Annotated in this window: 23 protein-coding genes; 8 read left to right on the plus strand and 15 right to left on the minus strand. The window is 57.5% G+C overall.

The genetic code is table 11. The features are described 5' to 3' along the window. Positions 1–417 precede the first annotated feature (417 nt). Together JTM80_RS03030 and JTM80_RS03035 are read left to right on the plus strand one after the other, a co-directional pair. Positions 418–1,512: an isochorismate synthase MenF gene (locus tag JTM80_RS03030; protein WP_225906923.1), complete on the plus strand. Its 1,095-nt coding sequence runs from the start codon at positions 418–420 to the stop codon at positions 1,510–1,512. Between the two features lie 304 nt (positions 1,513–1,816). Beyond that, complete coding sequence (locus JTM80_RS03035; RefSeq protein ID WP_172354106.1) at positions 1,817–2,503, plus strand: Uma2 family endonuclease; 687 nt, start codon at positions 1,817–1,819, stop codon at positions 2,501–2,503. Here JTM80_RS03035 and JTM80_RS03040 read toward each other — a convergent pair. Further along, positions 2,492–3,013: a Uma2 family endonuclease gene (locus tag JTM80_RS03040; RefSeq protein WP_225906924.1), complete on the minus strand. Its 522-nt coding sequence runs from the start codon at positions 3,011–3,013 to the stop codon at positions 2,492–2,494. The two genes, JTM80_RS03035 and JTM80_RS03040, sit on opposite strands and share 12 nt — an antisense overlap. 146 nt (positions 3,014–3,159) lie before the next feature. Next, complete coding sequence (gene radC / locus JTM80_RS03045; protein ID WP_172354108.1) at positions 3,160–3,891, minus strand: DNA repair protein RadC; 732 nt, start codon at positions 3,889–3,891, stop codon at positions 3,160–3,162. A 93-nt stretch (positions 3,892–3,984) separates the two neighbouring features. Here radC and JTM80_RS03050 point away from each other — a divergent pair, with 93 nt between their 5' ends. Beyond that, the gene (locus tag JTM80_RS03050; protein ID WP_205369514.1) at positions 3,985–5,298 is read left to right on the plus strand and encodes an NF041680 family putative transposase; all 1,314 of its coding nucleotides are present in this window, start codon (positions 3,985–3,987) and stop codon (positions 5,296–5,298) included. A 256-nt stretch (positions 5,299–5,554) separates the two neighbouring features. On the opposite strand, the gene JTM80_RS03055 is transcribed toward JTM80_RS03050, so the two are convergent. Further along, on the minus strand, positions 5,555–5,848 hold the full coding sequence (locus JTM80_RS03055; RefSeq protein ID WP_225906745.1) for a hypothetical protein: 294 nt from the start codon (positions 5,846–5,848) through the stop codon (positions 5,555–5,557). A gap of 469 nt (positions 5,849–6,317) precedes the next feature. Further along, on the minus strand, positions 6,318–6,557 hold the full coding sequence (locus JTM80_RS03060; RefSeq protein WP_172354109.1) for a hypothetical protein: 240 nt from the start codon (positions 6,555–6,557) through the stop codon (positions 6,318–6,320). A gap of 133 nt (positions 6,558–6,690) precedes the next feature. On the opposite strand from JTM80_RS03060, the gene crtD reads away from it, so the two are divergent. After that, positions 6,691–8,244, plus strand: a complete 1,554-nt coding sequence (gene crtD / locus JTM80_RS03065; RefSeq protein WP_225906746.1) for a C-3',4' desaturase CrtD — start codon at positions 6,691–6,693, stop codon at positions 8,242–8,244. Positions 8,245–8,331: 87 nt separating this feature from the next. On the opposite strand, the gene speA is transcribed toward crtD, so the two are convergent. Then, positions 8,332–10,380 carry a biosynthetic arginine decarboxylase gene (speA, locus tag JTM80_RS03070; RefSeq protein WP_172354110.1) on the minus strand — a complete coding sequence of 683 codons (2,049 nt, stop codon included), beginning with the start codon at positions 10,378–10,380 and terminating at the stop codon, positions 8,332–8,334. A 424-nt stretch (positions 10,381–10,804) separates the two neighbouring features. On the opposite strand from speA, the gene ndk reads away from it, so the two are divergent. Then, positions 10,805–11,254: a nucleoside-diphosphate kinase gene (gene ndk, locus JTM80_RS03075; protein ID WP_225906747.1), complete on the plus strand. Its 450-nt coding sequence runs from the start codon at positions 10,805–10,807 to the stop codon at positions 11,252–11,254. Positions 11,255–11,706: 452 nt separating this feature from the next. Here the strand turns inward: ndk and JTM80_RS03080 are convergent, their stop codons facing one another. Then, on the minus strand, positions 11,707–13,539 hold the full coding sequence (locus JTM80_RS03080; protein ID WP_205370571.1) for a serine/threonine-protein kinase: 1,833 nt from the start codon (positions 13,537–13,539) through the stop codon (positions 11,707–11,709). Between the two features lie 171 nt (positions 13,540–13,710). On the opposite strand from JTM80_RS03080, the gene JTM80_RS03085 reads away from it, so the two are divergent. The 3 genes from JTM80_RS03085 (at position 13,711) to JTM80_RS03095 (ending at position 16,047) form a co-directional block, all read left to right on the plus strand. Next, complete coding sequence (locus JTM80_RS03085) at positions 13,711–14,994, plus strand: amidohydrolase family protein (protein WP_205370573.1); 1,284 nt, start codon at positions 13,711–13,713, stop codon at positions 14,992–14,994. 79 nt (positions 14,995–15,073) lie between these two features. After that, positions 15,074–15,553: a DUF29 domain-containing protein gene (locus JTM80_RS03090; protein ID WP_172354114.1), complete on the plus strand. Its 480-nt coding sequence runs from the start codon at positions 15,074–15,076 to the stop codon at positions 15,551–15,553. 59 nt (positions 15,554–15,612) lie between these two features. Continuing rightward, the gene (locus JTM80_RS03095; RefSeq protein WP_172354115.1) at positions 15,613–16,047 is read left to right on the plus strand and encodes a gamma-glutamylcyclotransferase; all 435 of its coding nucleotides are present in this window, start codon (positions 15,613–15,615) and stop codon (positions 16,045–16,047) included. Here the strand turns inward: JTM80_RS03095 and JTM80_RS03100 are convergent. The 9 genes from JTM80_RS03100 to JTM80_RS03135 form a co-directional block, all read right to left on the minus strand. Beyond that, complete coding sequence (locus JTM80_RS03100; RefSeq protein WP_172354116.1) at positions 15,994–16,605, minus strand: aminodeoxychorismate/anthranilate synthase component II; 612 nt, start codon at positions 16,603–16,605, stop codon at positions 15,994–15,996. The two genes, JTM80_RS03095 and JTM80_RS03100, sit on opposite strands and share 54 nt — an antisense overlap. Before the next feature lie 37 nt (positions 16,606–16,642). After that, positions 16,643–17,110 carry a diacylglycerol kinase family protein gene (locus JTM80_RS03105; RefSeq protein WP_172354117.1) on the minus strand — a complete coding sequence of 156 codons (468 nt, stop codon included), beginning with the start codon at positions 17,108–17,110 and terminating at the stop codon, positions 16,643–16,645. Between the two features lie 38 nt (positions 17,111–17,148). Next, positions 17,149–17,271, minus strand: coding sequence for a hypothetical protein (locus tag JTM80_RS22925; RefSeq protein WP_255548865.1), 123 nt, complete (start codon positions 17,269–17,271; stop codon positions 17,149–17,151). 120 nt (positions 17,272–17,391) lie between these two features. After that, a complete protein-coding gene (gene ybeY / locus JTM80_RS03110; RefSeq protein WP_172354118.1) occupies positions 17,392–18,015 on the minus strand; it encodes an rRNA maturation RNase YbeY in 624 nt (207 codons plus the stop codon). Between the two features lie 7 nt (positions 18,016–18,022). Continuing rightward, a complete protein-coding gene (locus JTM80_RS03115) occupies positions 18,023–18,244 on the minus strand; it encodes a DUF3285 domain-containing protein (RefSeq protein ID WP_172354119.1) in 222 nt (73 codons plus the stop codon). Positions 18,245–18,523: 279 nt separating this feature from the next. Further along, the gene (locus JTM80_RS03120) at positions 18,524–19,666 is read right to left on the minus strand and encodes an ABC transporter ATP-binding protein (RefSeq protein WP_172354120.1); all 1,143 of its coding nucleotides are present in this window, start codon (positions 19,664–19,666) and stop codon (positions 18,524–18,526) included. 136 nt (positions 19,667–19,802) lie between these two features. Beyond that, a complete protein-coding gene (locus JTM80_RS03125; protein ID WP_205370576.1) occupies positions 19,803–20,594 on the minus strand; it encodes an ABC transporter permease in 792 nt (263 codons plus the stop codon). 10 nt (positions 20,595–20,604) lie between these two features. Continuing rightward, complete coding sequence (locus tag JTM80_RS03130) at positions 20,605–21,492, minus strand: ABC transporter permease subunit (protein WP_172354121.1); 888 nt, start codon at positions 21,490–21,492, stop codon at positions 20,605–20,607. A 124-nt stretch (positions 21,493–21,616) separates the two neighbouring features. Then, on the minus strand, positions 21,617–22,852 hold the full coding sequence (locus tag JTM80_RS03135) for an ABC transporter substrate-binding protein (protein WP_172354122.1): 1,236 nt from the start codon (positions 22,850–22,852) through the stop codon (positions 21,617–21,619). Positions 22,853–23,017: the final 165 nt, after the last annotated feature.

Genomic DNA, 23,017 nt, shown 5'->3' on the forward strand with positions numbered 1-23,017 from the left:
GCTGTTTTACTGCTCACCTTTATCGAACCGTTTTACCATTGACTCATGCCAGTCGCACCCCGACCGATTGAACCTGTTCAAGATTGCAAAAGTTTATATAAACTCCTTTTCCAATGCCAGAAGCATATCAAACAAGTCCTAGATTCTGAGCATCAATCTGGTTGCAATTGGGTCAGCATTTCTCAGGAGATTGAGGCGGTTGATCCACTGCTGGCTCTACATCAATTTAATCTCTCTGATCAGCCCCATTTCTACTTTGAAAAACCCTACGAAGGCGAGGCCGTAGCGGCTTTCGGGAAAACTTTGTCGCTCAGCACGGGGGGCGATCGCCGCTTTTTAAGAACTCAGCAATTTCTCAAGCACAGCTTAATTGGGATGCCTCGTTTCATGGCAACTCATGGGGTGGAAACTGCGCCAATGGGCATCACTTCCCCAGCGGATCTTCGCTGTTTTTGTAGTTACACCTTTTTTGATGAGCCTAGATCACTTCATTCACCATTTGCCTCTGCCATGATCTTGCTGCCAGAGTGGCAGATTTTGCGCCAGCCAGATCGCTGTTTGGCAACCGCAAATATAGCGCTGGATGCTGATACTAATGTGACCATGCTAACCGATGCACTCTGGCGCAAGTTTCAAAAAATTCAGCAGGCAAACTATTCCTTATTAAACTTTGCGGGCAGTGAGGCGATCGCCCCCCCATCCTGGGAATTTTTAGAAATTAATGATTTCCAAAAAACGGTTGAAAAAGCACTCCGCTCGATTCATCAAAATCGCCTGCAAAAACTGGTGCTGTCTCACGCGGTTGACGTGATTTCTCGCCGTCCATTCGACTGGCTTTTTTCCCTGCATCATCTGCGGCAGCTTTATCCCGATTGCTATATCTTTTCGGTGAACCAGGGCGGCAGCAAGACCTTTATCGGAGCCAGCCCCGAACGACTGGTCAGTGTGCGGAATCAGCGCCTCACGACTGATGCGCTGGCGGGGTCTGCGCCGCGAGGCCGCACAGCAGACGAAGATGCGAGGCTGGGATACACCCTGCTGAACACGCCCAAAGAGCGGCACGAACATCAGGTGGTGGTGGACTTTTTGCGCGATCGCCTGCTCTGTCTTGGGCTATCCCCCCAGATGCCCGCCGCCCCCGACCTGCTGCGCTTGTCGAATATTCAGCATTTGCACACGCCCATTCATGCCCACCTGCCTGCCCGACTGCACCCGCTGGAACTGGTGGACGCGCTGCACCCCACGCCCGCCGTGGCTGGGCTGCCCCGCGATATCGCCTGTGAGGAAATTCGCCGTTCTGAGGGCTTTGGGCGATCGCTCTACGCCGCACCCCTGGGCTGGGTCGATGCGGCGGGCAATGCGGAATTTATCGTCGGCATCCGTTCGGCCTTGCTAGAGGGCGATCGCGCTCGGCTGTATGCAGGTGCAGGCATCGTCGCCGGATCGGACCCTGCCCGCGAACTGGCTGAAGTTAAGCTAAAGCTGCAAGCGCTGCTCAAGGCACTGGTCTAGATGTTCTGTTCTAAAGCGCGATGTGCAACTTTCAATCTGCCCTCATCCCCCAACCCCTTCTCCCAAGTCGGGAGAAGGGGAGCAAGAAAGACGCTTTGGGAAATATATTGCCGTATTGCTCACTAGCCTTCTCCCAAGTCGGGAGAAGGGGAGCAAGAAAGGCTTGAAGTCTCTCTCCCGCTCTGGGAGAAGGATTTAGGGTGAGGGGGATCGGCAAAGTTGCACATCCCTTGGTTTAAAGTTGGATATAAGCGTTGCCCTAGTTTCTGCTGCAAGCCCCCAACTCGCCTTGAGAGAGCCTTTTATGGTGACAGTGCCAGTTGCCAAGCCAATTAGCCAAATGCACCTGGCACCGGGCAGTGTAGTCAGCATTTCTGGCCTGTCCTGGGAAGAGTTTGAATGTCTTTTGGAAGAGCTAGGCACACGGCGGGCTGCCCGAATTGCCTACAGCAATGGCACGCTGGAGATTATGGTTCCTTTGCCCGAACATGAACGACCAACCGAGCTAATCTCAGATCTGGTCAAGCAACTGCTGAGCGCGACTGGGCAGGATTACGAACCCTTTGGGTCAACGACATTCAAACGAGAAGGCATCGCTGGGGTTGAGCCAGATGCTTGTTTTTACATTCAGCACGCGCCGCAAATGCGGGGTCGGCGGCGGCTGCAACCGGGCGATCCGCCGCCCGATTTGGCAATTGAATATGTGCATTACGTGACAGATATAACTTCCGTGATGACGCTAGCGGCTTATGAGGCGATCGCCGTTCCAGAACTGTGGGTTTATGCCAATGGAAACCTGACCTTTTACATCCTGCATGATGGGCATTATGTGGAATCTGAATATAGCCCAACGTTTCCTGAGCTTCCAGTTAAGCAGATGATTCTAGAGGCTGTGGCGCAGGTGTGGACAGTCGGCACGCCTGCGGCGCTCCAGGCGTTTCAGATGGCGCTGAGAGCGTGGCTGCAAAAAAGCGACCGATCAGAAGTCTAGCTCCTCAAACAGTTCCGCGACCGCGAGGGAAAACCCCGGCACAACCGATTCGCCCTCCAGCGAGTCTTGGAGCCGCAGCAGGCGATCGGGGCTGGGGCTGTGGTAGACCAGCACGTACTGCTCATCCGGGTGAATCACCCATACTAGGCGAGTTTCGTTTTCAAAATATTCGACGATTTTTTCGTGAATTTCTTCGACCGTGTTGCTGGGCGACAAGACTTCCACTGCCAGATCTGGCGCACCCTGAAAGAAGCCCTTGGGCAGCCGCCGCAGCCCTTGCAGCCGATCTTTAGCCACGAAGGACACATCGGGCGATCGCCGATTGCCGTTTTTCATCGCAAAGGCGGTGCTAGAGTCACAAACTCGGCCCAATTTGTGCGTGCGAACATACAGCGATAGGCTACCTCCCAAAAAGCTGCCAATTTCGCCATGTTCCATTCCTGAGTTGCCCATATCAATGAGTTCTCCGTTCACCAGTTCGTAGCGGTGGCCGTCCTGCGGCAGCGCCATAAATTCTGCATCGGTCCAGACCTTGGGTTCAGAGGCGGGCTGGATCGATAGACCGGATTCCGCTTTGGGTTCGTTTTTGGGTTCGTTTTTGGGTTCGTTGGATGCGAGGGTCATCGGGGAGGCCTCCATTCACGGTTGGGATGGCGCTAGACTTCCTGGGGCGTTTCGCTCCAAAGCTGTGTGGTTTGGCGCAGGCTGATGAAGTCGCCATTGCCTAAGATTAGATGATCCAGCAGCGGGATGCCCAAGACCTGTGCGCCTTGCAGCAGTTGGCGGGTGAGGGCGATGTCTTCTGGGCTGGGTTCCAGGTTTCCCGATGGATGGTTGTGGGCGATGATGGCGCGGGTTGCGCCCCGGCGAATCACTTCGCGGAAGATTTCGCGGGGATGGGCGAGGGTTTCTGTGGCCGTGCCAATGCTGATCAGTTGGGTTCCCAGCAGGCGGTGCTTGATATCCAGCAGCACGACGGCAAAGCGCTCTTGGGGTTGCCACATGAGGTCCTGGCTGAGGACGGCGGCCGCCACGGCGGGGTCGTCTACGATGGTGCGATCGCCCGGTCGGGACTGAAACACCCGCTTGCCCAGTTCGATCGCCGCCAAAATGGTCGTTGCCTTTGCTTCGCCGACTCCGTTGATCTGCATCAACTCCTGAGGCGCAACATGCTGCAAGGCGGCCAGTCCGTTGCCGTGGCTCTCTTCCAGGGTTTTTAGAATCAGATTGCCCAGGCCCACGGCCGACAGTTTGCCCGGCCCCTGGCCGGTTCCCAGCAGGATGGCAAGTAGCTCCGGGGCGGAAAGTTGCTTCGCTCCATAGGCTAGCAGCCGCTCGCGGGGACGTTCGCTTTGCGGCAGGTCGGCGATCCGTAGGCTGTAGGTCATGCACTTTAGTTTGGACTAATGGTGAAGAGGAAGGCAGTCAATGAGAAGCACCGACTGCCGTAAGGTCAATGAAGTACAACCAACATTGACCCCATGATTTTCAACGAACTTCAGCAATTTCGCCAAACGTTGTATGCCAGCTTGGGAAACGCCAGAGATGCCCTGTTTGATCTGATGGATGCCGTGTTAGTGAGTGCGTGCATCGTGTCGTTTGTGAGGCTATCGCAGAGTCCTGTCTTTCGTCGCCAGTGGTCGAGCCCCTATGAAGCGTTGCGCGATAGCCGCCTACCCCGATCAAAGGTGCTGAAGCTGTTGGTGCAGCAGATACCGACTCAGCAGCAACCGTTGTTGGCAGGTGATGCGAGTCGGTGGAACCGTCCTGCTGCCAGGCGTTTGAAAGACCGCACCTTATCAGGCAGAACAGGACATGCCCCGATAGCCGGACAAAACTACAGTACCTTAGCCTGGATTGCTGAAGACAGGGGCAGTTGGGCATTACCATTGCGGCATGAGCGCATCACCAGCTTTGAAACACCCGCCAGTAAAGCGGCATTCCAACTCAAACAAGTGACTCGGCAGTTAGCGGTGCGTCCGTTGGCGATCTACGACCGAGGGTACGGCAATGCCAGTTTTGTCAACCAAACGGCAGGGATTGAGGCAGACTTGCTGCTGCGGGTTACATCCAATCGATGTGTCTATGGCGCGCCCCCAGCGTATCGAGGGCGAGGCGCACCTGCCAAGCATGGACATAAGATGAAACTCAATGACCCTGACACTTGGAGTGTCCCGGTCGAAACCGTTGAAGTCGATGATCCCAACTGGGGACGAGTGCGGGTCAGTCGTTGGAGTGCATACCATTTCCGCAAATCCCCTAAACGGGCAATGGAAGTGTTGCGCGTGGAGGTGCTGGAGACACAGAGCAGCACGCGACGCTTGGCTCCTTTGTGGTTAGTTTGGCTGGGTGAGCAGATGCCTCCGTTAGAAACCCTGTGGTTGCACTACCTCCGTCGCTTTGCCATTGAACACTGGTATCGCTTTGCCAAGCAGAGGCTATATTGGACACATCCCCAGTTCAGTTCTGTATCGGCAACCGAACAGTGGAGCAGCCTGATGCCGTTGCTCAGTTGGCAGTTGTGGTTAGCGCGAAAGGACTGTACTGACCACCCCTTGCCCTGGCAGGCACCGCAAGAAACGTTGACTCCGGGTCGGGTCGCACAAGCGTTTGCAGGCATTTTGGCAGCGATTGGCACCCCTGCTCCTGCGCCTAAACCTCGTGGTAAATCGCCAGGACGAGGCAAGGGGCACAAGCCAACTCCTCGTCCCTGCTATCCGATGGTCAAAAAACGAGCCTCGAAACGCAAGACATCCGAACAATCCCTGAACAGTCCGGTTGCAACAGCAGCTTAACTGCGAGCAGGATTGTATCCAATTCCTTAAGTTCAACTGTTATGAACGGTTGAGCAGATTCTTTATGGCATCCTGTTGAGCATTATTGTGATGCCAGTTAGTCCAAACTAAAGTCATGCAGGTGGGTGCGGGTAGATGCAGAGAGCGGAGGGGCGATCGCCTGCAGCAGTTGCGGGTCTTCTCCGCAGGCGACCGATTTTCCTGATTCTCCTAGTCTTCCCTTAATTTCCTCGTCCTAGTCAAAGGGACGATGGCTTTAATTCAGGGGGCGATCGCGCTGGAGATAGCGCAACACATCCCCCGCATCGGAATGCAGGACAATGCCGCCCTCAGAAATCTGCACCACGCGGCTCCATTCAAAGCGCTCGGCATAGTGCAGGAGATGCAGGCGGTCGATCTCGTGCTGGGTGTCGGCGGGAGACCCGACCAGGTAAAGGCGCAGACGGCGGCGGCTCGGCTGTGGGGGCAGCAGCGGCGGCAGCGAAGCAGGGAGCGAAACCGAGGCCGCCTCCGGGTTGGAAGCCGCCGAAAAGTATTGAATTTGAAGCATTTGGGGTTTCCTCTTGAAATGGGAATGAAGGAAACCCCGAAAAACTGCCGCCCGAAAGACATAGAGCGAATTTCAAGGCGGCTAAAATAAGCAAAGCCCTGAGACAGCGTACTCTGTCAATGGGTCAGGTGCTGGTTGGTGCGGCTAACACCTGCCAGCGCCGTAAACGACTAGCGGCAAATTTTTCGGGGACGCTGCGTCGATAGGGTATCTTTCACAGCTTGATGGACGATTGTAGTAGATGCGATCTCCGATGGCAAGGAAATTTTAGATTTTGAGCTTGGGGATTGATCGACCATTTTGCGGCGGCAAAGGCTCCAAGCTAAACCCCAAAATCCAAAATCCAAAACCCAAAACCCACAGGACTTATGCACTTGCGATAAGCTCTTTGGGCTTTGGACAATTTCTCGCAGGCGCAGCCTGCGAGAAATTGTCCAACTGCGTAAGTCCCAACCCAAAATCCAAAATCTCACAATAGCTCTAGCTCATCCGGACGGAAGGCATAGATGGCCTGTAGCCCAGCCGAATCGACGTAAATCTGCTGCGTATCGAGATCGTACAGGTAAAGCACAATTTCTGCGGGGGACGACGGGGGCGATGCATCCTCCGACCAAACAATCCCGGCAATGATCCCATAGCTGTAGGTACGTTCGCTGTTTGGCTCGGGGCTAAACGGTTGCCGCAGGCGCACGAGGTCGCCTATATCCATCGCAATCTTGAGAAATCTGCCTTAAATGATCATTAACCTTACCTTAACCTGAACATCGAACACAATCTTGACTTTTATAGCGCGATCGCCCTTATCCAGTTAAACGTTAAGATGAGAATTATTAAGAAATGTAATGCAGATATCACAGGGCTGGCGATCGCTAGCCGGAGTAAGGCGTATGGCTCCTCGTGTGGTGGTAGTTGGGGCGGGCATTGGCGGGCTGACGGCGGCGGCGCTGCTGGCGCGGCGGGGCTATGCGGTGCGGGTGTTTGAGCAGGCGATCGCGCCAGGGGGCTGTGCCTCTACGTTTCGGCGGCGCGGCTTTACCTTCGACGTGGGCGCGACCCAGGTGGCCGGGCTAGAACCGGGCGGCATTCACCACCGCATTTTCTCAGAATTGGGCATCGAGCCACCCGCTGCCACGCCCTGCGACCCTGCCTGCGCCGTCTATCTGCCAGGAGAAGCGGAGCCGATCCGCGTGTGGCGCGATCCGCAGCGCTGGCAGCAAGAGCGGCAGCGCCAGTTTCCGGGAAGCGAACCCTTCTGGCAATTGCTCAAGGACTTGTTTCAGGCAAGCTGGGCGTTTCAGAGCCGAGATCCGGTGCTGCCGCCGCGCAATGGGTGGGATGTTTGGCAACTGGTGCAGGCGGTGCGGCCGGGAACGCTGACCACGCTGCCGCATACGTTTTCTACGGTAGGGCAGGTGTTGCGCTGGTATGGGCTGGGGCAGGATCATCGGCTGCGGCGGTTTCTAGACTTGCAGCTGAAGCTCTATTCCCAGGTGGACGCGGAGGAAACGGCGCTGCTCTACGCGGCCACGGCGCTGGCGGTGCCGCAATCGCCCCAGGGCTTGTTTCACCTCCAGGGCAGTATGCAGGCCCTGAGCGATCGCCTGGTGGAAGCCCTGGAACGCGACGGCGGGACGCTGCACCTGCGCCACTCGGTAGACGGCATCCTCACGGAACAGGGTTGCGCCGTCGGCGTGCGTGTTTGCAACTCCAAAACGGGCGAAACCTGGACAGAACCCGCCGATCACGTCGTCGCCAACGTAACGGTGCAAAATCTGGTGAAACTGTTGGGCGAGGCCGCGCCCAGGGGTTATCGCCAGCGCGTAGACAAGCTGCCCGACGGCTCCGGCGCGTTTGTGGTGTATCTGGGGGTCAAGCAGGACGCGATTCCGGCTGACTGCCCGCCGCACCTGCAATTTCTCTACGACTTTGACGGGCCCATCGCCGAGAATAATTCCCTGTTTGTTTCCGTCAGCCATCCCGACGACGGCCGCGCCCCAGACGGCTGCGCCACGGTGATTGCGTCGTCTTTTACTGACCCGCGCATCTGGCAAGGCGACGACGACCGCTACGCTGCGCTGAAGCAGCACTACACCGAAATGGCGATCGCTCGCCTGGGGCAATTCTTCCACCTGACACCTGAGACGATAGTGCATACCGAAGCCGCCACGCCCCGCACCTTTGCCTACTACACCGCGCGCGATCGCGGCATCGTTGGCGGCATCGGCCAGCGCGTCTCCACCTTCGGCCCCTTCGGCTTTGCCAACCGCACGCCGATTCCTCGCCTGTGGCTGGTGGGCGACTCGACTCATCCCGGCGAGGGCACAGCGGGCGTAAGCTATAGCGCGTGGACCGTGGCGCGGCAGATCGAGGCAGCGGGGGAGGGACGGAAGAAATGAAGAACGAAAAATGAAAAATGAAGAACGAAAAACGAACCCTCTTCGCTCTTCGTTCTTCGCTCTTCGTTCTTCCCTTTTCCCTCTTCCCTACGAGGTCAGGTATGTATACCGACTGAGCGATCGCTCGTAGTTTTGCAATAGCAGTTGCGCTTCTTGCAGGGTGATGCGTCGCTCTTGCAGGGCGGCTTCGCTCTGGCGGCGGATGCTCTCGATCAGGTCTTCCGAGTCGTATTGCACATAGCCTAGCACCTCGGTCATGGTGTCGCCCTTGACGACGTGTTCGATTTGGTAGCCCTTGGGCGTGAGCTGGATATGTACTGTATTTGTGTCGCCAAACAGGTTGTGCAGGTTGCCCATGATTTCCTGATACGCGCCCCCCAGAAATAGCCCCAAGTAATACGGCTCCGTTGTCTGGGGTTCAGAATTCGTGTCTGATCCCTGCCCCCTGACTAGGGGATGCAGTTCCAGCACCGACTTGACATCACGCAGGTCGATGAATTGGTCAATTTTGCCGTCGCTGTCGCAGGTGAGGTCGGCCAGGGTGCCCCGGCAGGTGGGTTCCTCGTCGAGGCGGTGGATCGGCATGATGGGGAACAACTGGTCGATGGCCCAGCTATCGGGGGCGGATTGGAAGACGGACAGGTTGACGTAGTAGATCGATGCCATGATCTTTTCTAGGTCTTCCAGATCGTCGGGCACATAGTCCTGCTGGCGGGCGATTTCCAGAATCTTGGCGCAGCAGGCCCAGTAGAGCCGCTCGGCCCGCGATCGCTCTACCAGGCTGAGATAGCCAAACCCAAACAGGCTGATGGCTTCGTCTTTGAACTGGGTCGCGTCGTGATAGGCCTCTTGATACGTGTCGGCGCTGATGGACTGCCAGGTTTCGTAGAGGTTTCGCAGAATCAGATGGTCGTCGTCGGTGGTGGGTTCGGGTTCCTCGGCGATGACATCGCTGGTGCCCAGCACGTCGAACACGAGAACGGACTGATGGGAGGCGATCGCCCGGCCGCTTTCGCTAATCAGCGTGGGCATGGGTACGTCGCGTTCTTCGCAGGCTTCCTTCACCTCTGCTACCACGTCGTAGGCGTAGTTCTGCATGTTGTAGTTTTTGGAGGCGTAGAAGTTGGTCTTGGAGCCGTCGTAGTCTACGCCCAGTCCGCCGCCCACGTCCAGATAGCGCATATTCGCGCCCAGTTGCGCCAGTTCTACAAAAATCTGGCTGGCTTCCCGAATTGCGTCTTTGATTACATTGATGGCAGGAATTTGGGAGCCGATGTGATAGTGCAATAGCTGCAAGCAACTCAGCATGTCGGCGGCGCGGAGCTTTTCTACGGCTTGGATGATTTCAGGCACGGTGAGGCCGAACTTAGCGCGATCGCCCGCCGATCCGCCCCAGCGCCCGATGCCCTTGGCGCTCAGCTTGGCCCGCACGCCCACAATCGGCATGATTCCCAGCTTGCGGCTCTCGGCAATCACCAGGTCTACTTCTTCCACCTGCTCCAGCACGACGATTACCGTCTTGCCCAACTGCTTTGCCAGGATTGCCGTTTCGATATATTCCTGATCTTTATAGCCGTTGCAGATCAGCAGCGACCCCGGCGTGTCGAGCAGCGCCAGGGCAATCATCAGTTCTGGCTTTGACCCCGCCTCTAGCCCAAACTGGTAGGGCTTGCCGAAACGCACCAGGTCTTCGATCAGATGCCGCTGTTGGTTGCATTTCACCGGAAACACGCCGCGATAAACGCCTTGGTAGTTGTAGCGGGCGATCGCCTTGGCAAAGGCAGCATTGAGCCGCTGAATCCGGTCTTCCAAAATATCTGAAAAGCGAATCAGCAGCGGCAGTCCCAAATTTCGCTGCTTCAGCGCTCGCACTAATTCGTATAGATCTAGCGAACCGCCGCGATCGCCCTGCGGAGAGACGGTGACGTGTCCTGCCGCGTTGATCGAAAAATACGGATCGCCCCAGCCCTTGATGCGGTACAGTTCCTCGCTGTCTTCAATCGTCCAGCCCGACTTCACACGTCCCGTCTCTGGAGTCGGCAACTTGGTGATGCGTCGGTCTCGCGGCGTTTCTGCGAGCTTTCCCCCTCCGGGTTCTTCCACATCGCTGGCAAAGAGTTTGGGTTTTACTTCCATCAAGTTTTTCCTCTAGAACATGAGCTAAATCACAAGCGGTGAGCCGCAAAAGCAGTGTCCCAGGTTTTTCCAGTTTTTTCCAACAGTTTGGGGTGTCGCACGACGCACGACACCCCATCCAGGTCGGCATTTCTTAAGCTCAGCTTAAGTCTAGCGTATTTCCCTAAGAAAGCTCTGTATCCTTTGTCGCGCAAGGCTTTAGTTAAGCTTCGATTAAGCTTTGAGAGGAAGCCCCGATGACCATTGCCCCCGACTCTTTACAAAAGGCCATCTTTTTCTGAGCATAGAGAAGGCTTGCAAGGGTTCTGCCTGGAATTCCCTACCTGGAATTCCCTGCTTGGAATTTCCCAGTTGGAATGTCCTGATTGGAACCCCCCGCTCGGAATGCAGTTAGGAGTTATTTGGAGTATTTGGAGTAACTATTGTGGAACGCACCTTTATCGCAATTAAACCCGACGGCGTGCAGCGCGGGCTGGCCGGCGAAATCATCCGCCGCTTTGAGACGAAAGGCTTTACCCTGGTGGGGCTGAAGTTTTTGCAGCCCAGCCGCGAACTGGCGGAGCAGCACTACGCGGTTCACAAGGAGCGCCCCTTTTTCGCAGGTCTGGTGGACTTTATCACTTCGGGCCCGGTGGTGGCGATGGTGTGGGAAGGTGACGGCGTGATTGCCTCGGCCCGCAAGCTGATCGGCGCAACCAACCCGCTGAATGCCGAACCGGGCACGATTCGCGGCGATCTGGGTGCAAACATTGGCCGCAATATCATCCACGGTTCCGACGCACCAGAAACGGCGGAGTATGAAATCGGCCTCTGGTTTAAGCCGGAGGAATTGGTGAACTGGACTCCGACAATCATACCCTGGGTGCATGAGTAGGGCGATCGCCCGTTTTTGCCCGTTTGGTTAATGGTTGGATGGGTTGAAGCGACTGGCGAACCAGCAATCCTTGGGGGAAGCCTTCCCCCAAACCCCCTGCTTGGGGGACGAAGCGCGTCCCCCAAACCCCCTCCGACCTCGGTATCGGCGGTGTCCGGTAACATTCTGTCCGTCTGCAATTCGGTCGGCATATTGCCAGGCGGCTCTGGGCGGATGTGTACTGGAAAAGCCTACGAAAAGAACGCTGCGTGATTCTCTCAGGAAGACGCTGCGCGATCGCCCTTATCACCCCTGCAATGCGAAGCGACCTTTCACTCTCACCGACAAGCCCTTAGGAGGGGGTGCGGGGGACGCTTCGTCCCATGCAAAAGGGGGTTTGGGGGATATCCCCCAAGGCTGTTTGGCTCGCCAGTCGCCTCAATCACACACCTGCGTCCAAAGGATCGCAGATCCTAACGTCGCCAGAGCTTAATCGTGCGATCGCGGCTTCCCGAAATCAAAATCTGGCTATCGGTCGTAAAGGCGATCGCATTCACTTCGCGGGTATGCCCCGCCAGCGTGTGGCAGAGTTTGCCGTCGGGCAGGCTCCACAGCTTTACCGTGTGGTCGCTGCTGCCGCTGGCGAGGAGGGTTCCGTCGGGGCTGAGGGCGATCGCCTTGATCCAGTCGTGGTGTCCGTTGAGCATCTGCACCTTGCGCGTCTCAAAGTTCCACAGGCGGATGCTGTGGTCGCTGCTGGCGCTGACCAAGATCGACCCATCTGCACTAAAGGCGATCGCATTCACATCGCGGCTGTGTCCTTCCAGCGTTTTCAGAAGTTCCCCCGTGTACAGGTTCCACAGGCGAATCGTATTGCCGCTGCTGCCGCTGGCCAGCAGGCGACCGTCGGGGCTGATGGCGACACAGGTGACTGCACGGGGTTCTTCTAGCGTGCGGACGAGCCGCCCCGTCGCCAAGTGCCACAGCCGAATGGTGTGTTGGTCGCTGCCGCTGACTACCGTTTGCCCATCGGGACTGACCGCTACCGCCAGCGACACGATCGAATCCGACGGGTCGTTTAGCGTCCGCAGCAGTTCGCCGTTCTCCGGATTCCACACCCGCAGCGTATCATCCAGGCTGCCGCTGATGAGCCGCTGCCCGTCGGGGCTAAACGCTAGCGACACCACAGGTTCCGTATGCCCCAGCAGAATGCCGGTAGATTTGTCGGTTTTCACGTCCCACAGCCGAATCGAGCCGTCAAAGCTGGCGCTGGCAAACTGCTGATTGCGCGGGTTGAGGGCGATCGCCGCCACGGCCTGTTTATGCTCACACAGCGTCCGCATACAGCGCCAGGGCGATCGCTGGGGCGGAACCGTAGCGGCGGGGTTCATCGGCGCAGACGGACGATAGGGCAGGGCGAAAGACACCTGCGCGGGTTCCAGATCGTGCAAAACGGCGCTGGCGGCGGCGTATCGGCGGCTGATGGTCGGCTCGATCATCCGGTCGATCACCAGAGCCAGGTCATCGCTGACGGATTGCATCAGGTGGTCGCGCCACAGCCAGCGCCCTTCGACAAAACAGTACAAGTCGATGGGCGGCACCTCGGTCATCAGGTGAATGCAGGTAACTCCGAGGCTATAGAGGTCGCTGGCGAAGGTGGCTTTGCCTGCGACTTGTTCCGGTGCAGAATAGCCCGCACTGCCGATGACTGTCCCCGTTTTGCTGAGGCTGGAAGCCGTTGTCATTTTCGATGCGCCAAAGTCCACTAGGGTCAGCGTTTCCGTGTGGCGATCGCGAATAATATTGTCGGGTTTAATGTCGCGGTGGATCACCTGATGATCGTGGACAAACTGCACCACGGGCAGCAGACCCCGCAGCAGATGCCGGATCTGGTCTTCGTCAAACGCGCCCGCTTGCAGCAGTTCTCGCGTCAGGGGATGCCCGTCTACATAGGTCTGGATCAGATACGGGTAGCCGTTATGAATAAAGTGCGCCAGCAGTTTGGGAATTTGCGGGTGCTGCCCCAGTTCGTCGAGCCGCTCGGCCTCCCGCTGAAACAATTCCTCCGCTTTGGCGGTGTGGCGGGTTCCCGGCTTGGGTGGAAAGAGCTGCTTGATGACGCAGCGTGGCCGCGAGGGCAGGTATTCATCCACTGCCAAAAACGTCCGCCCAAACCCGCCCGCCCCCAGCGGTTCCAGCGCCCGATAGCGATCGCCCAGCACCAGTTCCATCCCGCAACTCTGGCAAAAGGGGCGATCGCCCACATTGCGGGGATTGGCACAGTTCGGGTTGAGGCAATAGCTCACGGAGAGTTGCAGGGAGAGGTGAATGGGGTTAGGGAGGGGGGTTTGGATTTTGGATTTTGGGGTGGGGCGGAGGGGCTGCGGGGGCCCCATGCAGAATGGGCTAGTGAGACTAGAAAGGGGACTGGACAGTAATCAGCAAATTGTGAATGTTCTACGACAATTTTCCATCGCGTGGGATTAGAATCGCCACATCTCGCTATTGAATGTCACGTCACGTCTGTCCTATCCCACCCCAACTCGCTGCCGATGCTGGAATTCACTGACTGCGTTGTGCTGCATGGCCCAGAGCTAGAGCCGCACTGGTGCGATCGCCTCACCGTCTCCGCCGACACCATCACCCGCCTGAAACTGCGCCCCCCCTGCCTTAGCCTGGATCGGGGGACGCAGGTCATCGTGCCCGCGTTTTACAATAGCCACACCCACATGGGCGACTCCTGCCTGCCCGACGGCGCAACGGGCATGACGCTGGAGCAGGGCTTCTTTCGTCCCCACGGCTATAAATATCGCGAGCTGGCGAAACAGACCCCAGCCGAACACCTGGGTCACATCACTGCCCATCTGCGCTACATGGCCCGCACGGGCACAATTGGCCACATCGACTTTCGGGAGCAGGGCGTGTATGGCAGCGAGCTATTGCGTCGTGCCTCGGCAGAAACGGGGGTTCGCTCGGTGGTGTTGGGTCAGTTTAACGAGTTGCCCTTCACCGCCGCCCAACTTCAGGAAAATCAGGCGGCGTTGCCAGAGGAGTCCTTGGCGGAACTGGCGGCCGTGCTGGCGATCGCCGACGGCTTTTCCGAAAGCACCATGAACGACCTCACCGATGCCGCCTGGGTGCAGATTCGCGACATCACCGAGGCCCAGGGCAAGCTGAGGGCGATCCACTGTCTGGAAAACGACGGCTATCGGGAGGTGAGCCTGGCCGTCACGGGGCGCGGCGACCTGGAGCGGGCGCTGGATCTGTATCAGCCGCATCTGGTGATCCACGCCACCGTCGCCAACGATGCCGAAATCGCCCTGATGAGCCAGCACCGTGTCAACATTGCCCTGAATCCCCGCGCCAATGCCAACCTGGGGCTGCCGCTGCCGCCCATCGCTAAATTGTTGGAAAGCAACGCCAATCTGCTGCTGGGCACGGACAACGGCCTGCTCAACAGCCCCAATCTGTTTGCCGAACTGGATTTCACCTATAAAGTCGCCAAGAGCCAGTATGGGGATGCCATCCGCCCTGATCCCAGAGCGATTCTAAAAATGGTGACGACCAACGTGCGATCGCTCCTCGGCGGCGACACCTACGGCTATCTAGAACAGGGGCTTCCTGCGGATTTCGTCGTGCTGGACTTTACCCAACCGCATCTCCGCGCTAGTCGCCACATTCCTGCCAGTATCGTTACTCGCGTCACGCCGGCCGACGTGTTGGCTACGGTTCGTCAGGGTAAGGTGTTGTTTGGAGAGTGAAGAGGGAAGAGGGAAGAGGGAAGAGGGAAGAGGGAAGAGGGGTTGGATTTTGGAGAAGTTTGCATGATGGGAGATGGGTATGGCGGAGTTTCCAGCGAAAGCTACGCTCTATGACCAAGATTTTTGCCTCTGGATAGACGAAACTGCGGCTCATCTGCGGGCAGGCGAGTTTGGCACTGTGGACTGGGAGCATTTGATTGAGGAGGTTGAGGCCTTGGCCAAGCGCGATCGCCGCGAGCTAGAAAGCCGCCTGCGAGTGCTGTTGAGTCATTTGCTGAAGCGGGTTTATGTTAAATCTCCAGAGGATTATCGGGGTTGGGAAAACCCGATCAAAGAACAGCGCAGCGAAATCCAACTGCTGCTCAAAGATTCGCCTAGCCTCAAGGGGTATCTCACCGAGATTTTTGAAGCGTCTTGGCGCTATGCTGCTGGACAGGTGAAGGACGACTATCCTGATGTTGCCCTGCCTGCCCATTGTCCGTTTCCCCCAGAGCTTGAACCCCTTCTGATGCAAAAGTTCTGGCTGGCTAATCCGCCTGGGCAAAACGCGGGAGACTAAAGATAAACCCTAGATAAACCAGATAAACCCTAGATAAACCCTGCATCTCTCCTTGCAAAATGCTTTCTCCCGACCTGCTGCATGTTTTTGTCTACGGTACGCTGAAACCCGGCGAATATTTCTATCCGCGCTACTGTGAGGGCAAAGTGGTGGCCAGCGTAGAGGCGATCGCCCTGGGCACGCTCTATGACTTGCCGATGGGATATCCGGCGCTCACGCCTGGGGAAGATCCCGTTTATGGCTATGTGCTGTCCTTTGCGGATTTTGGCGTGCTGGCGGCGCTGGATGAACTGGAAGGCTATGATCCCGACGGCTCGCCGCTGCTAAACGAATACGAGCGATCGCTGGCAACGGTGTATGACCTGAACCGGGAACCGCTGGGCCAGGCCTGGCTCTACTGGATGGCGACGAAACAGGCAGAACAGCTTGGCGGCTCGCGCCTAGCCCACGGCCGCTGGACGGGACGGAATCTGCCGCAAGAAGTTTCGCAATAGCTGTTTGCCTTGGTCGGTCAAAATGCTTTCGGGATGAAACTGCACGCCCTGGAGGTGCGGAAACTCTCGATGGCGCACGCCCATAATCGTGCCGTCTTCCACCCAGGCGGTGACTTCTAGCACGTCGGGGCAGGTTTCCCGATCCACCACTAGGCTGTGGTAGCGCGTCGCCGTCATGGGGCTGGGGATGCCCTCAAACACGCCCACGCCCGTATGCTCGATGGCGGATGTTTTGCCGTGCATTAGCTCTGCTGCCGAAGTCACCTGGCCACCAAACACCTGCCCAATCCCCTGATGCCCCAGGCACACGCCCAGCAGCGGCAGTTCCGGCCCCAGTTCTGCAATCACCTGCGGCGAGATGCCCGCATCCTCCGGCCGACCGGGCCCTGGCGAGATGACGATGCCGTCGGGCTGCAATTGCCGAATCTCTTCGACCGTAATCTCGTCGTTGCGATAGACCCGGATATCGGCCGCGACGGGCAGTTCTTCCCCCAGTTCCCCCAGATATTGCACTAGGTTATAGGTAAAGCTGTCGTAGTTGTCGATGACCAAGATCATGAGGAATGAAGGGTTGGAAAGTGGGGATCGTGTGCAGTTAAACCAGCCCTAGCACCGCTAGCAGCGGGGGCAGCAGCAGTGAACCAGCGACTAACAGAGCGGCGATCGCCGAAATCAGCACGGCCCCAGCGGCGCAGTCTTTGGCGGTTTTGGCGAGTTCGTGATAAGTCTGCTTGACGGTGAGATCAACGACGGACTCTAACGCGGTGTTCAGCAGTTCCATCGTCAGCACCAGCCCGCTCGTGAGACCGATAATCGCAATTTCAACCCGGCTCAGTTGGAGCCAGAGGCTCAGACCAATGGCAATTGTGCCCACCAAGAGATGAATCCGAAAGTTTCGCTGCGTAAAAAAGGCGTAGGTCAGCCCCGCCCAGGCGTATCGAAAGCTAACAAACAGGCTGGATGCCACTTTCCAGGACAACTCCCGATTGGGCTTGCTAGGAAAGGGAATCGGGGGGGACGGTGGAACAACCTGAAAGTTTTCGGTGGAGAGTGGCTGAGGCATAGGAACCGTTGCGACTTGAATAGGGATAAGACAGAAATCTAGGCATTGACTAGTAGGCGATCGCTGAGTAACGTCAGATAAAAAATCGGACTAGTGTCGAGACAAGCGCTCAAGCGGCGGCAGAGGCTAGATCGGCGACGATAGCCCTGCGGGTCGCTCATCGTCTCGCTCCGTCAATCGTTCAGAAATCATTCAACAGCGATCATTCAGACTTCGCCAATCATCAGGATGCCCAGTTCCAAATGGCAATGGACATGTTGGCAAGAGACACCTCTCCCTGGTTAATCATACTGAACCTCTAGTGCAACAGTTTGTAGCAGATTAACTTGTTGCTGCAACATTTTTTGGAGGTGGGCCTCGTCGGGATGATCCCATCCCAGCAGGTGCAGCAGTCCGTGGGTCGCCAGCCAAGCTAGTTCTTCGGTCAGCGTGTGGTGGCGCTGTTGGGCCTGGGCAGCGGCGGTATCCAGCGAGATGATGATGTCGCCCAGAGGGAAGGGTTCTTCGGCAAGCAGTCCGGCAGGCAGCGTCACGCCAGACTCCGTTGCGGAAAACGACAGCACATCTGTTGGGCGATCGATCTGGCGGTATTGAGCATTGAGCTGGTGAATCTCGGCATCGGTGGTCAGCCGCAGACTCAGCTCATACGCGCCAATGGGAGAGAGATCGGGCGCGAGTGCCGTAAGCCAGGTTTGGAACCAGGTGATCCAGGTATCTTGGGGAACGGGAGAGGCGATCGCCCCCTCCTCCTGCACGTCCACCTCAACTGAGATTTCCCGTAAGATTTCCCCTGAGGTTTCCTGAACAGACTGGGCTTCAGGGACTCCAGTCCATACTTCAGCAGCCGAACGCGCCACTCCGGAGGCTTCTGGGATATCGGCTCGACCCGGAAATTCTGGAATCATCGCCTCTTCACCGCGTTAGGTAGGCCAGCCCCACCAGCAGCCCCAACAGTCCCACAGTGGTCAAAGCAAAATGCTTGAGCGACGTGCCCCGCTTGCGAACCATGTTCCGCATGGCCAGTTTCACATAGCTGGGCGGCGGCTCCGATGGCGCAGCCTGTGCAGGATTGGGAGCATCGGCAACACCAGCAAGCGCTTCCTCCGACGAGGCGGGTTGCGAACGTTCACTCATAAACTAAAGCCCCTGGCTCAACGCATAGAATTCGCGTACCAGAATAACTCTAAACCATCCCCTAATGTGACGAACTGTGGACTTAATGTTAAATCTCTGTTAAACCTTTCAACGCTGAAGCCTTTCAGAAGCTTCCCATCATTTGCCACCTTCAGCGTTGACTCTCGCGGTTCCAGCTTTCTCGTCTTGGCGAACCGCGCACACGCTTTGGCCCTTTGTTCGCCCAGCCACTTGCTCGCCCAGCGACACAGGAACCCGGTCGGCTGCTCGATGCTGTTTTTAATCGCGCACCGGATCTTCAACATTCAAAATCGCCGAACGCTGAATAGGCTTAGGCGCTTCTTCGATCGTCAGCACGCGGCACTGATCTGGCGGGAAGCTCAACTGCACCAGTTGCCCAGCGGCAAACGCTTCTGCCTGACCTGTCGGCACATCCACATTCAAATAAAACTCGCCCACCAGCACCGACAGTCGCACCGCTGAGCCAAGGAAGGTTCGACCTGTAATCAACCCGCTCAGCAGATTGGTATTGGGCGGGGCGGTTTGCTCTGGCGGCTGGGCGGCGATGCTCTCTGGACGCACCAGCACCACCACTCGGCTGCCATCGGGCAGGTTTGTCGGCTGCGTCTGCAAAAACTCGTCGGGCAGGCTGGTGTTGGGGTGGGTGTCGATGCGGACTTTGCCGTCTACCCAAAAGCCAGGGATCTGGTTCATTGCGCCAATGAAGGAGGCGGTAAACGCAGTGCTAGGGGTAAGGTAAATCTCCTCTGGTGTGCCCAGTTGCTCAATTTTCCCTTGGGACATGACCACGACGCGATCGCTCACACACAGCGCCTCTTCTTGGTCATGGGTGACAAACAGCGTGGTGATGCCCAACTGCTGCTGAATCCGGCGAATTTCGTTGCGGAGCTGCACGCGCACCTTGGCATCCAGCGCCGACAGGGGTTCGTCGAGCAGCAACACCTGCGGCGAGATGGCCAGCGCCCGCGCCAGGGCCACCCGCTGCTGCTGTCCGCCCGAAAGCTGATGGGGAAAGCGATCGCCCATACTGCCCAGCCCCACCAGTTCCAGCATTTCCTCCACGCGCCGCTGCTGCTCTCCCCGGTTCATTTTCCGCAGGCCCAGCCCAAAGGCAACATTCTGCGCCGCCGTCATGTGGGGAAACAGGCTGTAGGACTGAAACACCATGCCCATGTCTCGCCGATTTGCCGGAATCCGCGTGATATCCTGCCCGTTTAGCAGGATTGTGCCGCTGGTTGGTTTCTCAAACCCCGCAATCATCCGCAAAATCGTCGTCTTGCCGCAGCCCGACGGCCCCAGCAGCGACACAAACTCGCCCGACTGAACCTGCAAATCGACCCCGCGAACTGCCAGAGTGGTGCCGCCGTAGGACTTGGAGAGTTGGTTGAGGGAGAGGTGCATGGGAAAAGGGAAAGATGAAGAACGAAGAACGAAGAGGGAAGAACGAAAAATGAACAGGGGGATGGGGGGCGATCGCGCTCTTTTTGGGACTCGGTTTTCAATGCTGCTTTCAATACTGCAATTATCACGGCTGCAACTATCGCGGCCCGCCTAATTGGCCGCTGCTGCCGCGGCCCAGCAGTTGCACGATGCCGATCGCGCCCCAAGTTAGGGCAAAGCTAACGACGGCAAGGGCAGAGGGTTCGTAGACTTTGCTGCTGGCGAGCAGGTTCATGTAGGGGCCGAAGGCGGGCTGGGCCAGCAGAGCGGCGATGGTGAACTCGCCCATCACGATGGCAAAGGTGATGAAGGCTCCGTTCAGCAGGGCGACGCGCAGGTTAGGGAAGATGACGCGCAGGATGACCGCAGGCCAGCTTGCGCCGAGGCTTTGGGCGGCTTCGGTGAGGGTCTGGACATTGATGGCTCGCATCCCGGTGTCTACGGCGCGATACATATAGGGAAAAGAGAGGACGACGTAGGCGACGGTGAGCAAGATCCAGCCGCCCGTGCGCGTGTTGAGCAGCGTGGTGCTGTAGGTGCGGATCAGACCAAAGACCAGCACCACGGCGGGAACGACAAAAGGCAGCAGCGTGATTAGCTCCATGACCGGGCGCATCCGGGGGAGTCGAAGCTGCACCCAGTAGGCCGTGGGAACGATCAGCAGCCAACTGAGGGCGATCGCCGCCAGCGCCGTCAGCGCTGAAAAGGTAAAGCTTTCAAAAAACTTGGGATCATTAAAGATGTTGCTGTAGGCGGCGAGGCTGAGGGTGTCTCGCTGGGCCCGCAGCGAAAAGTCAATGGTGGCGATCAGCGGGATAGCAAAATACAGCGTGCCAATCGCCATCCATAGCCACGCCCAAAAATTGCCCCGCTTGGTCGAATCCATCATCCCCTCCTCATCATCGCACCCACCTCGACGTGCGCCGCTGTAGCCAGGAATAGAGGGCGATCGACACAGCCATAATAAACACCATGCCCAGCGCCAGAGCATTGCCCAGACCCGGATTTTGCAGCGCGTCGCCCCGAATCTGCGCGTCGATTAGGATGGTGACCAGATTGATCTGTCCACCCGTCAGCGCGTAAGCCGTGGCGTGGGCCCCAAAGGCATTGCCAAATAGCAGAATCATTGTGCCCAGCAGCGACGGCATGAGAATTGGCAGCGCCACCTGCCGCCAATAGTCCCAGGAACTCGCGCCCAGGTTTTCCGCTGCCTCCCGCCATTCCCGCCGCAGCCCGTCGAAGGCTGGCACCAGGATCAGCACCGTTAGCGGAATCTGGAAATACAGATAGGTGAGCATCAATCCCCAAAACGTGTACAGATTGAAGCCCTGGGCGTAGAGATCTAGCCCAAGATTTTTCAGCCAGCCAGTCATCAGGCCCAGCCGCCCCAGCGTTGCGATGAAGGCAAAGGCCAGGGGAACCCCTGCAAAGTTGGATGCTACACCGGAGAAGGTGACCAGGGGCGATCGCACTTTTTCGGGCAAGCCACCCGCCGTCACCGCGTAGGCCATCAGCGCCCCCAGCAGACCGCCAATTAGCGCCGTCACAATGCTGAGGCGAATGCTCACGGCATAAGCGGACATAATGCTTGGCTGGCGCAAGTCCAGAATGTTTTGCAGCGTAAACTGTCCTGTATTGTCCTGAAAGCTGCGAACGGCGATCGACAGAGCTGGCAAGATCAAAAAGGCAAAGGCGAATGCGAAGAAGGGCACTAGACCGAGCCAGTCCCAGCGGCGATCGCCCTTTGCAGCCGATTGAATTGATTCCAGCGGTTGAACAAGCGTCATGGTTTATGCAACAAAAGCCGCTATCTGACGACACAGCTTGGCGAACGGTCTAACCCAGTGCTTTGATCGAAATAGCCTGACCGAGCCAACCTCATCAAACAGGCAGCCAGATAGCGGCAGAACCCTACTTCACATCCGCGCCGACCACGCTATCCCAGTTCTTGGTGATTTTGTCGTTGGCGGGAGTGATTTGCGCTGCCGTCGGGAATGCAGCCTTTTCGTAAATCGCAGCATCGGGCAGCTTCGCCTTCAGGTCTGCCGGAATCACGTCGCGCTTGTTCAGGTCGTCGAAGCGTACTGGACGAGAATAGCCCTTTAGCCAAATTAACTGCCCTTCGTCGGAATAGAGATGCTCCATCCACAGGCGAGCCGCGTAGGGGCGGGGCGCAAAGGCATTAATCGCCTGCACATAAACACCCGCCAGCAGTCCTGTTTTCGGCAGAATCACCGCAATTTCAGGGTTGCCGCCCGTCGCGTCGCGGTTGGCCAGTGCGTTATAGTCCCACCGCAGGGCGATCGGGGTTTCACCCTTGGCAATCGTTGCAGGCTTGGCGATTACAGGCAGGAAGTTGCCCGCGGCATTCATCTTTTTGAAATACTCCAGACCCGGGCCTGGATCTTCCAGAGACCCCCCGTTGCCCAGTGCGGCCGCCCATACAGCGTTGATGGCTTGACCCGACTTGCGCGGATCGCCCGCCAGCGCCACCTTCCCCCGATATTCCGGCTTCAGCAGGTCGCTCCAGTCTTCTGGCAGCGTCTTCACTACGTCGGTATTCACCTCGAAGGACATCACGCCGTAATAATCCCCAAACCAGAAGCCTTCGGGATCTTTCAGTGCCGCTGGGATCGTATCCCAGGTTGCCACTTTATAGGGCTGGAGGAGTCCTTCTTGCTTTGCCTCTTCGCCAAACTTGAAGGCCACGTCAATCACATCAGGGTTCTGGGGACCGCTGTTGCCTCGGTTGGCCTTGATGGCTTCAATTTCATCAGCAGAGCTTGCATCTGGGTTCAGGTCATTTAGCTTGATGAAGGGATACTTCTGCAAAAAGCTAGACTTCATTTCCTTGTAGTTTGCCCAGTCGTCGGGTAGGGCGATTACGGAAAGCTCACCCTCGGCCTTGGCCCGCTCAATGATGGCCTCTAGCCCACCCGCTTCGGCCGCAGTCAACGGTAGTCCACCTGCCGCAGGGCTGGCTGCTGGAGAAGCACCCGCAGGGCTGGCAGCCGGAGAAGCCGCCGGAGTAGTGGTCGATTGGGTGCAGGATGCCAGAATCGCGCTACCAAACCCGGCGGCGCTCCAGCCCAGAAACGAGCGGCGGGAAACGCGCAGGGGAGATCTGGAGTGGGGGTCTTGACTCATGGGAAAGTTCTCTCAGTGCCGAAAGGTTCAAAATCATGCTCATGCTAAGTACATCATCAGGAGTTAAAGCAGCGATTACTGTCAGGCTAAGAACTGGTTAAAGCTGGCGTGTAGAATTATCAATGTCTGACAGATACTCCGTTACAATCCGCTAATTTCCAGTCT

It is taken from the genome of Thermoleptolyngbya sp. PKUAC-SCTB121 (assembly GCF_016919485.1).
GTDB lineage: Bacteria > Cyanobacteriota > Cyanobacteriia > Elainellales > Elainellaceae > Thermoleptolyngbya > Thermoleptolyngbya sichuanensis.

Bases quoted from the DNA above. Each gene is read 5' to 3' on its own strand.
- JTM80_RS03030 (WP_225906923.1), top strand. From the start codon at position 418: ATGGGCATCACTTCCCCAGCGGATCTTCGCTGTTTTTGTAGTTACACC.
- JTM80_RS03035 (WP_172354106.1), top strand. From the start codon at position 1,817: ATGGTGACAGTGCCAGTTGCCAAGCCAATTAGCCAAATGCACCTGGCA.
- JTM80_RS03040 (WP_225906924.1), bottom strand. From the start codon at position 3,013: ATGGCGCTGCCGCAGGACGGCCACCGCTACGAACTGGTGAACGGAGAA.
- radC (WP_172354108.1), bottom strand. From the start codon at position 3,891: ATGACCTACAGCCTACGGATCGCCGACCTGCCGCAAAGCGAACGTCCC.
- JTM80_RS03050 (WP_205369514.1), top strand. From the start codon at position 3,985: ATGATTTTCAACGAACTTCAGCAATTTCGCCAAACGTTGTATGCCAGC.
- JTM80_RS03055 (WP_225906745.1), bottom strand. From the start codon at position 5,848: ATGCTTCAAATTCAATACTTTTCGGCGGCTTCCAACCCGGAGGCGGCC.
- JTM80_RS03060 (WP_172354109.1), bottom strand. From the start codon at position 6,557: ATGGATATAGGCGACCTCGTGCGCCTGCGGCAACCGTTTAGCCCCGAG.
- crtD (WP_225906746.1), top strand. From the start codon at position 6,691: ATGCAGATATCACAGGGCTGGCGATCGCTAGCCGGAGTAAGGCGTATG.
- speA (WP_172354110.1), bottom strand. From the start codon at position 10,380: ATGGAAGTAAAACCCAAACTCTTTGCCAGCGATGTGGAAGAACCCGGA.
- JTM80_RS03090 (WP_172354114.1), top strand. From the start codon at position 15,074: ATGGCGGAGTTTCCAGCGAAAGCTACGCTCTATGACCAAGATTTTTGC.
- JTM80_RS03095 (WP_172354115.1), top strand. From the start codon at position 15,613: ATGCTTTCTCCCGACCTGCTGCATGTTTTTGTCTACGGTACGCTGAAA.
- JTM80_RS03100 (WP_172354116.1), bottom strand. From the start codon at position 16,605: ATGATCTTGGTCATCGACAACTACGACAGCTTTACCTATAACCTAGTG.
- JTM80_RS03105 (WP_172354117.1), bottom strand. From the start codon at position 17,110: ATGCCTCAGCCACTCTCCACCGAAAACTTTCAGGTTGTTCCACCGTCC.
- JTM80_RS22925 (WP_255548865.1), bottom strand. From the start codon at position 17,271: ATGAGCGACCCGCAGGGCTATCGTCGCCGATCTAGCCTCTGCCGCCGC.
- ybeY (WP_172354118.1), bottom strand. From the start codon at position 18,015: ATGATTCCAGAATTTCCGGGTCGAGCCGATATCCCAGAAGCCTCCGGA.
- JTM80_RS03115 (WP_172354119.1), bottom strand. From the start codon at position 18,244: ATGAGTGAACGTTCGCAACCCGCCTCGTCGGAGGAAGCGCTTGCTGGT.
- JTM80_RS03120 (WP_172354120.1), bottom strand. From the start codon at position 19,666: ATGCACCTCTCCCTCAACCAACTCTCCAAGTCCTACGGCGGCACCACT.
- JTM80_RS03125 (WP_205370576.1), bottom strand. From the start codon at position 20,594: ATGATGGATTCGACCAAGCGGGGCAATTTTTGGGCGTGGCTATGGATG.
- JTM80_RS03130 (WP_172354121.1), bottom strand. From the start codon at position 21,492: ATGACGCTTGTTCAACCGCTGGAATCAATTCAATCGGCTGCAAAGGGC.
- JTM80_RS03135 (WP_172354122.1), bottom strand. From the start codon at position 22,852: ATGAGTCAAGACCCCCACTCCAGATCTCCCCTGCGCGTTTCCCGCCGC.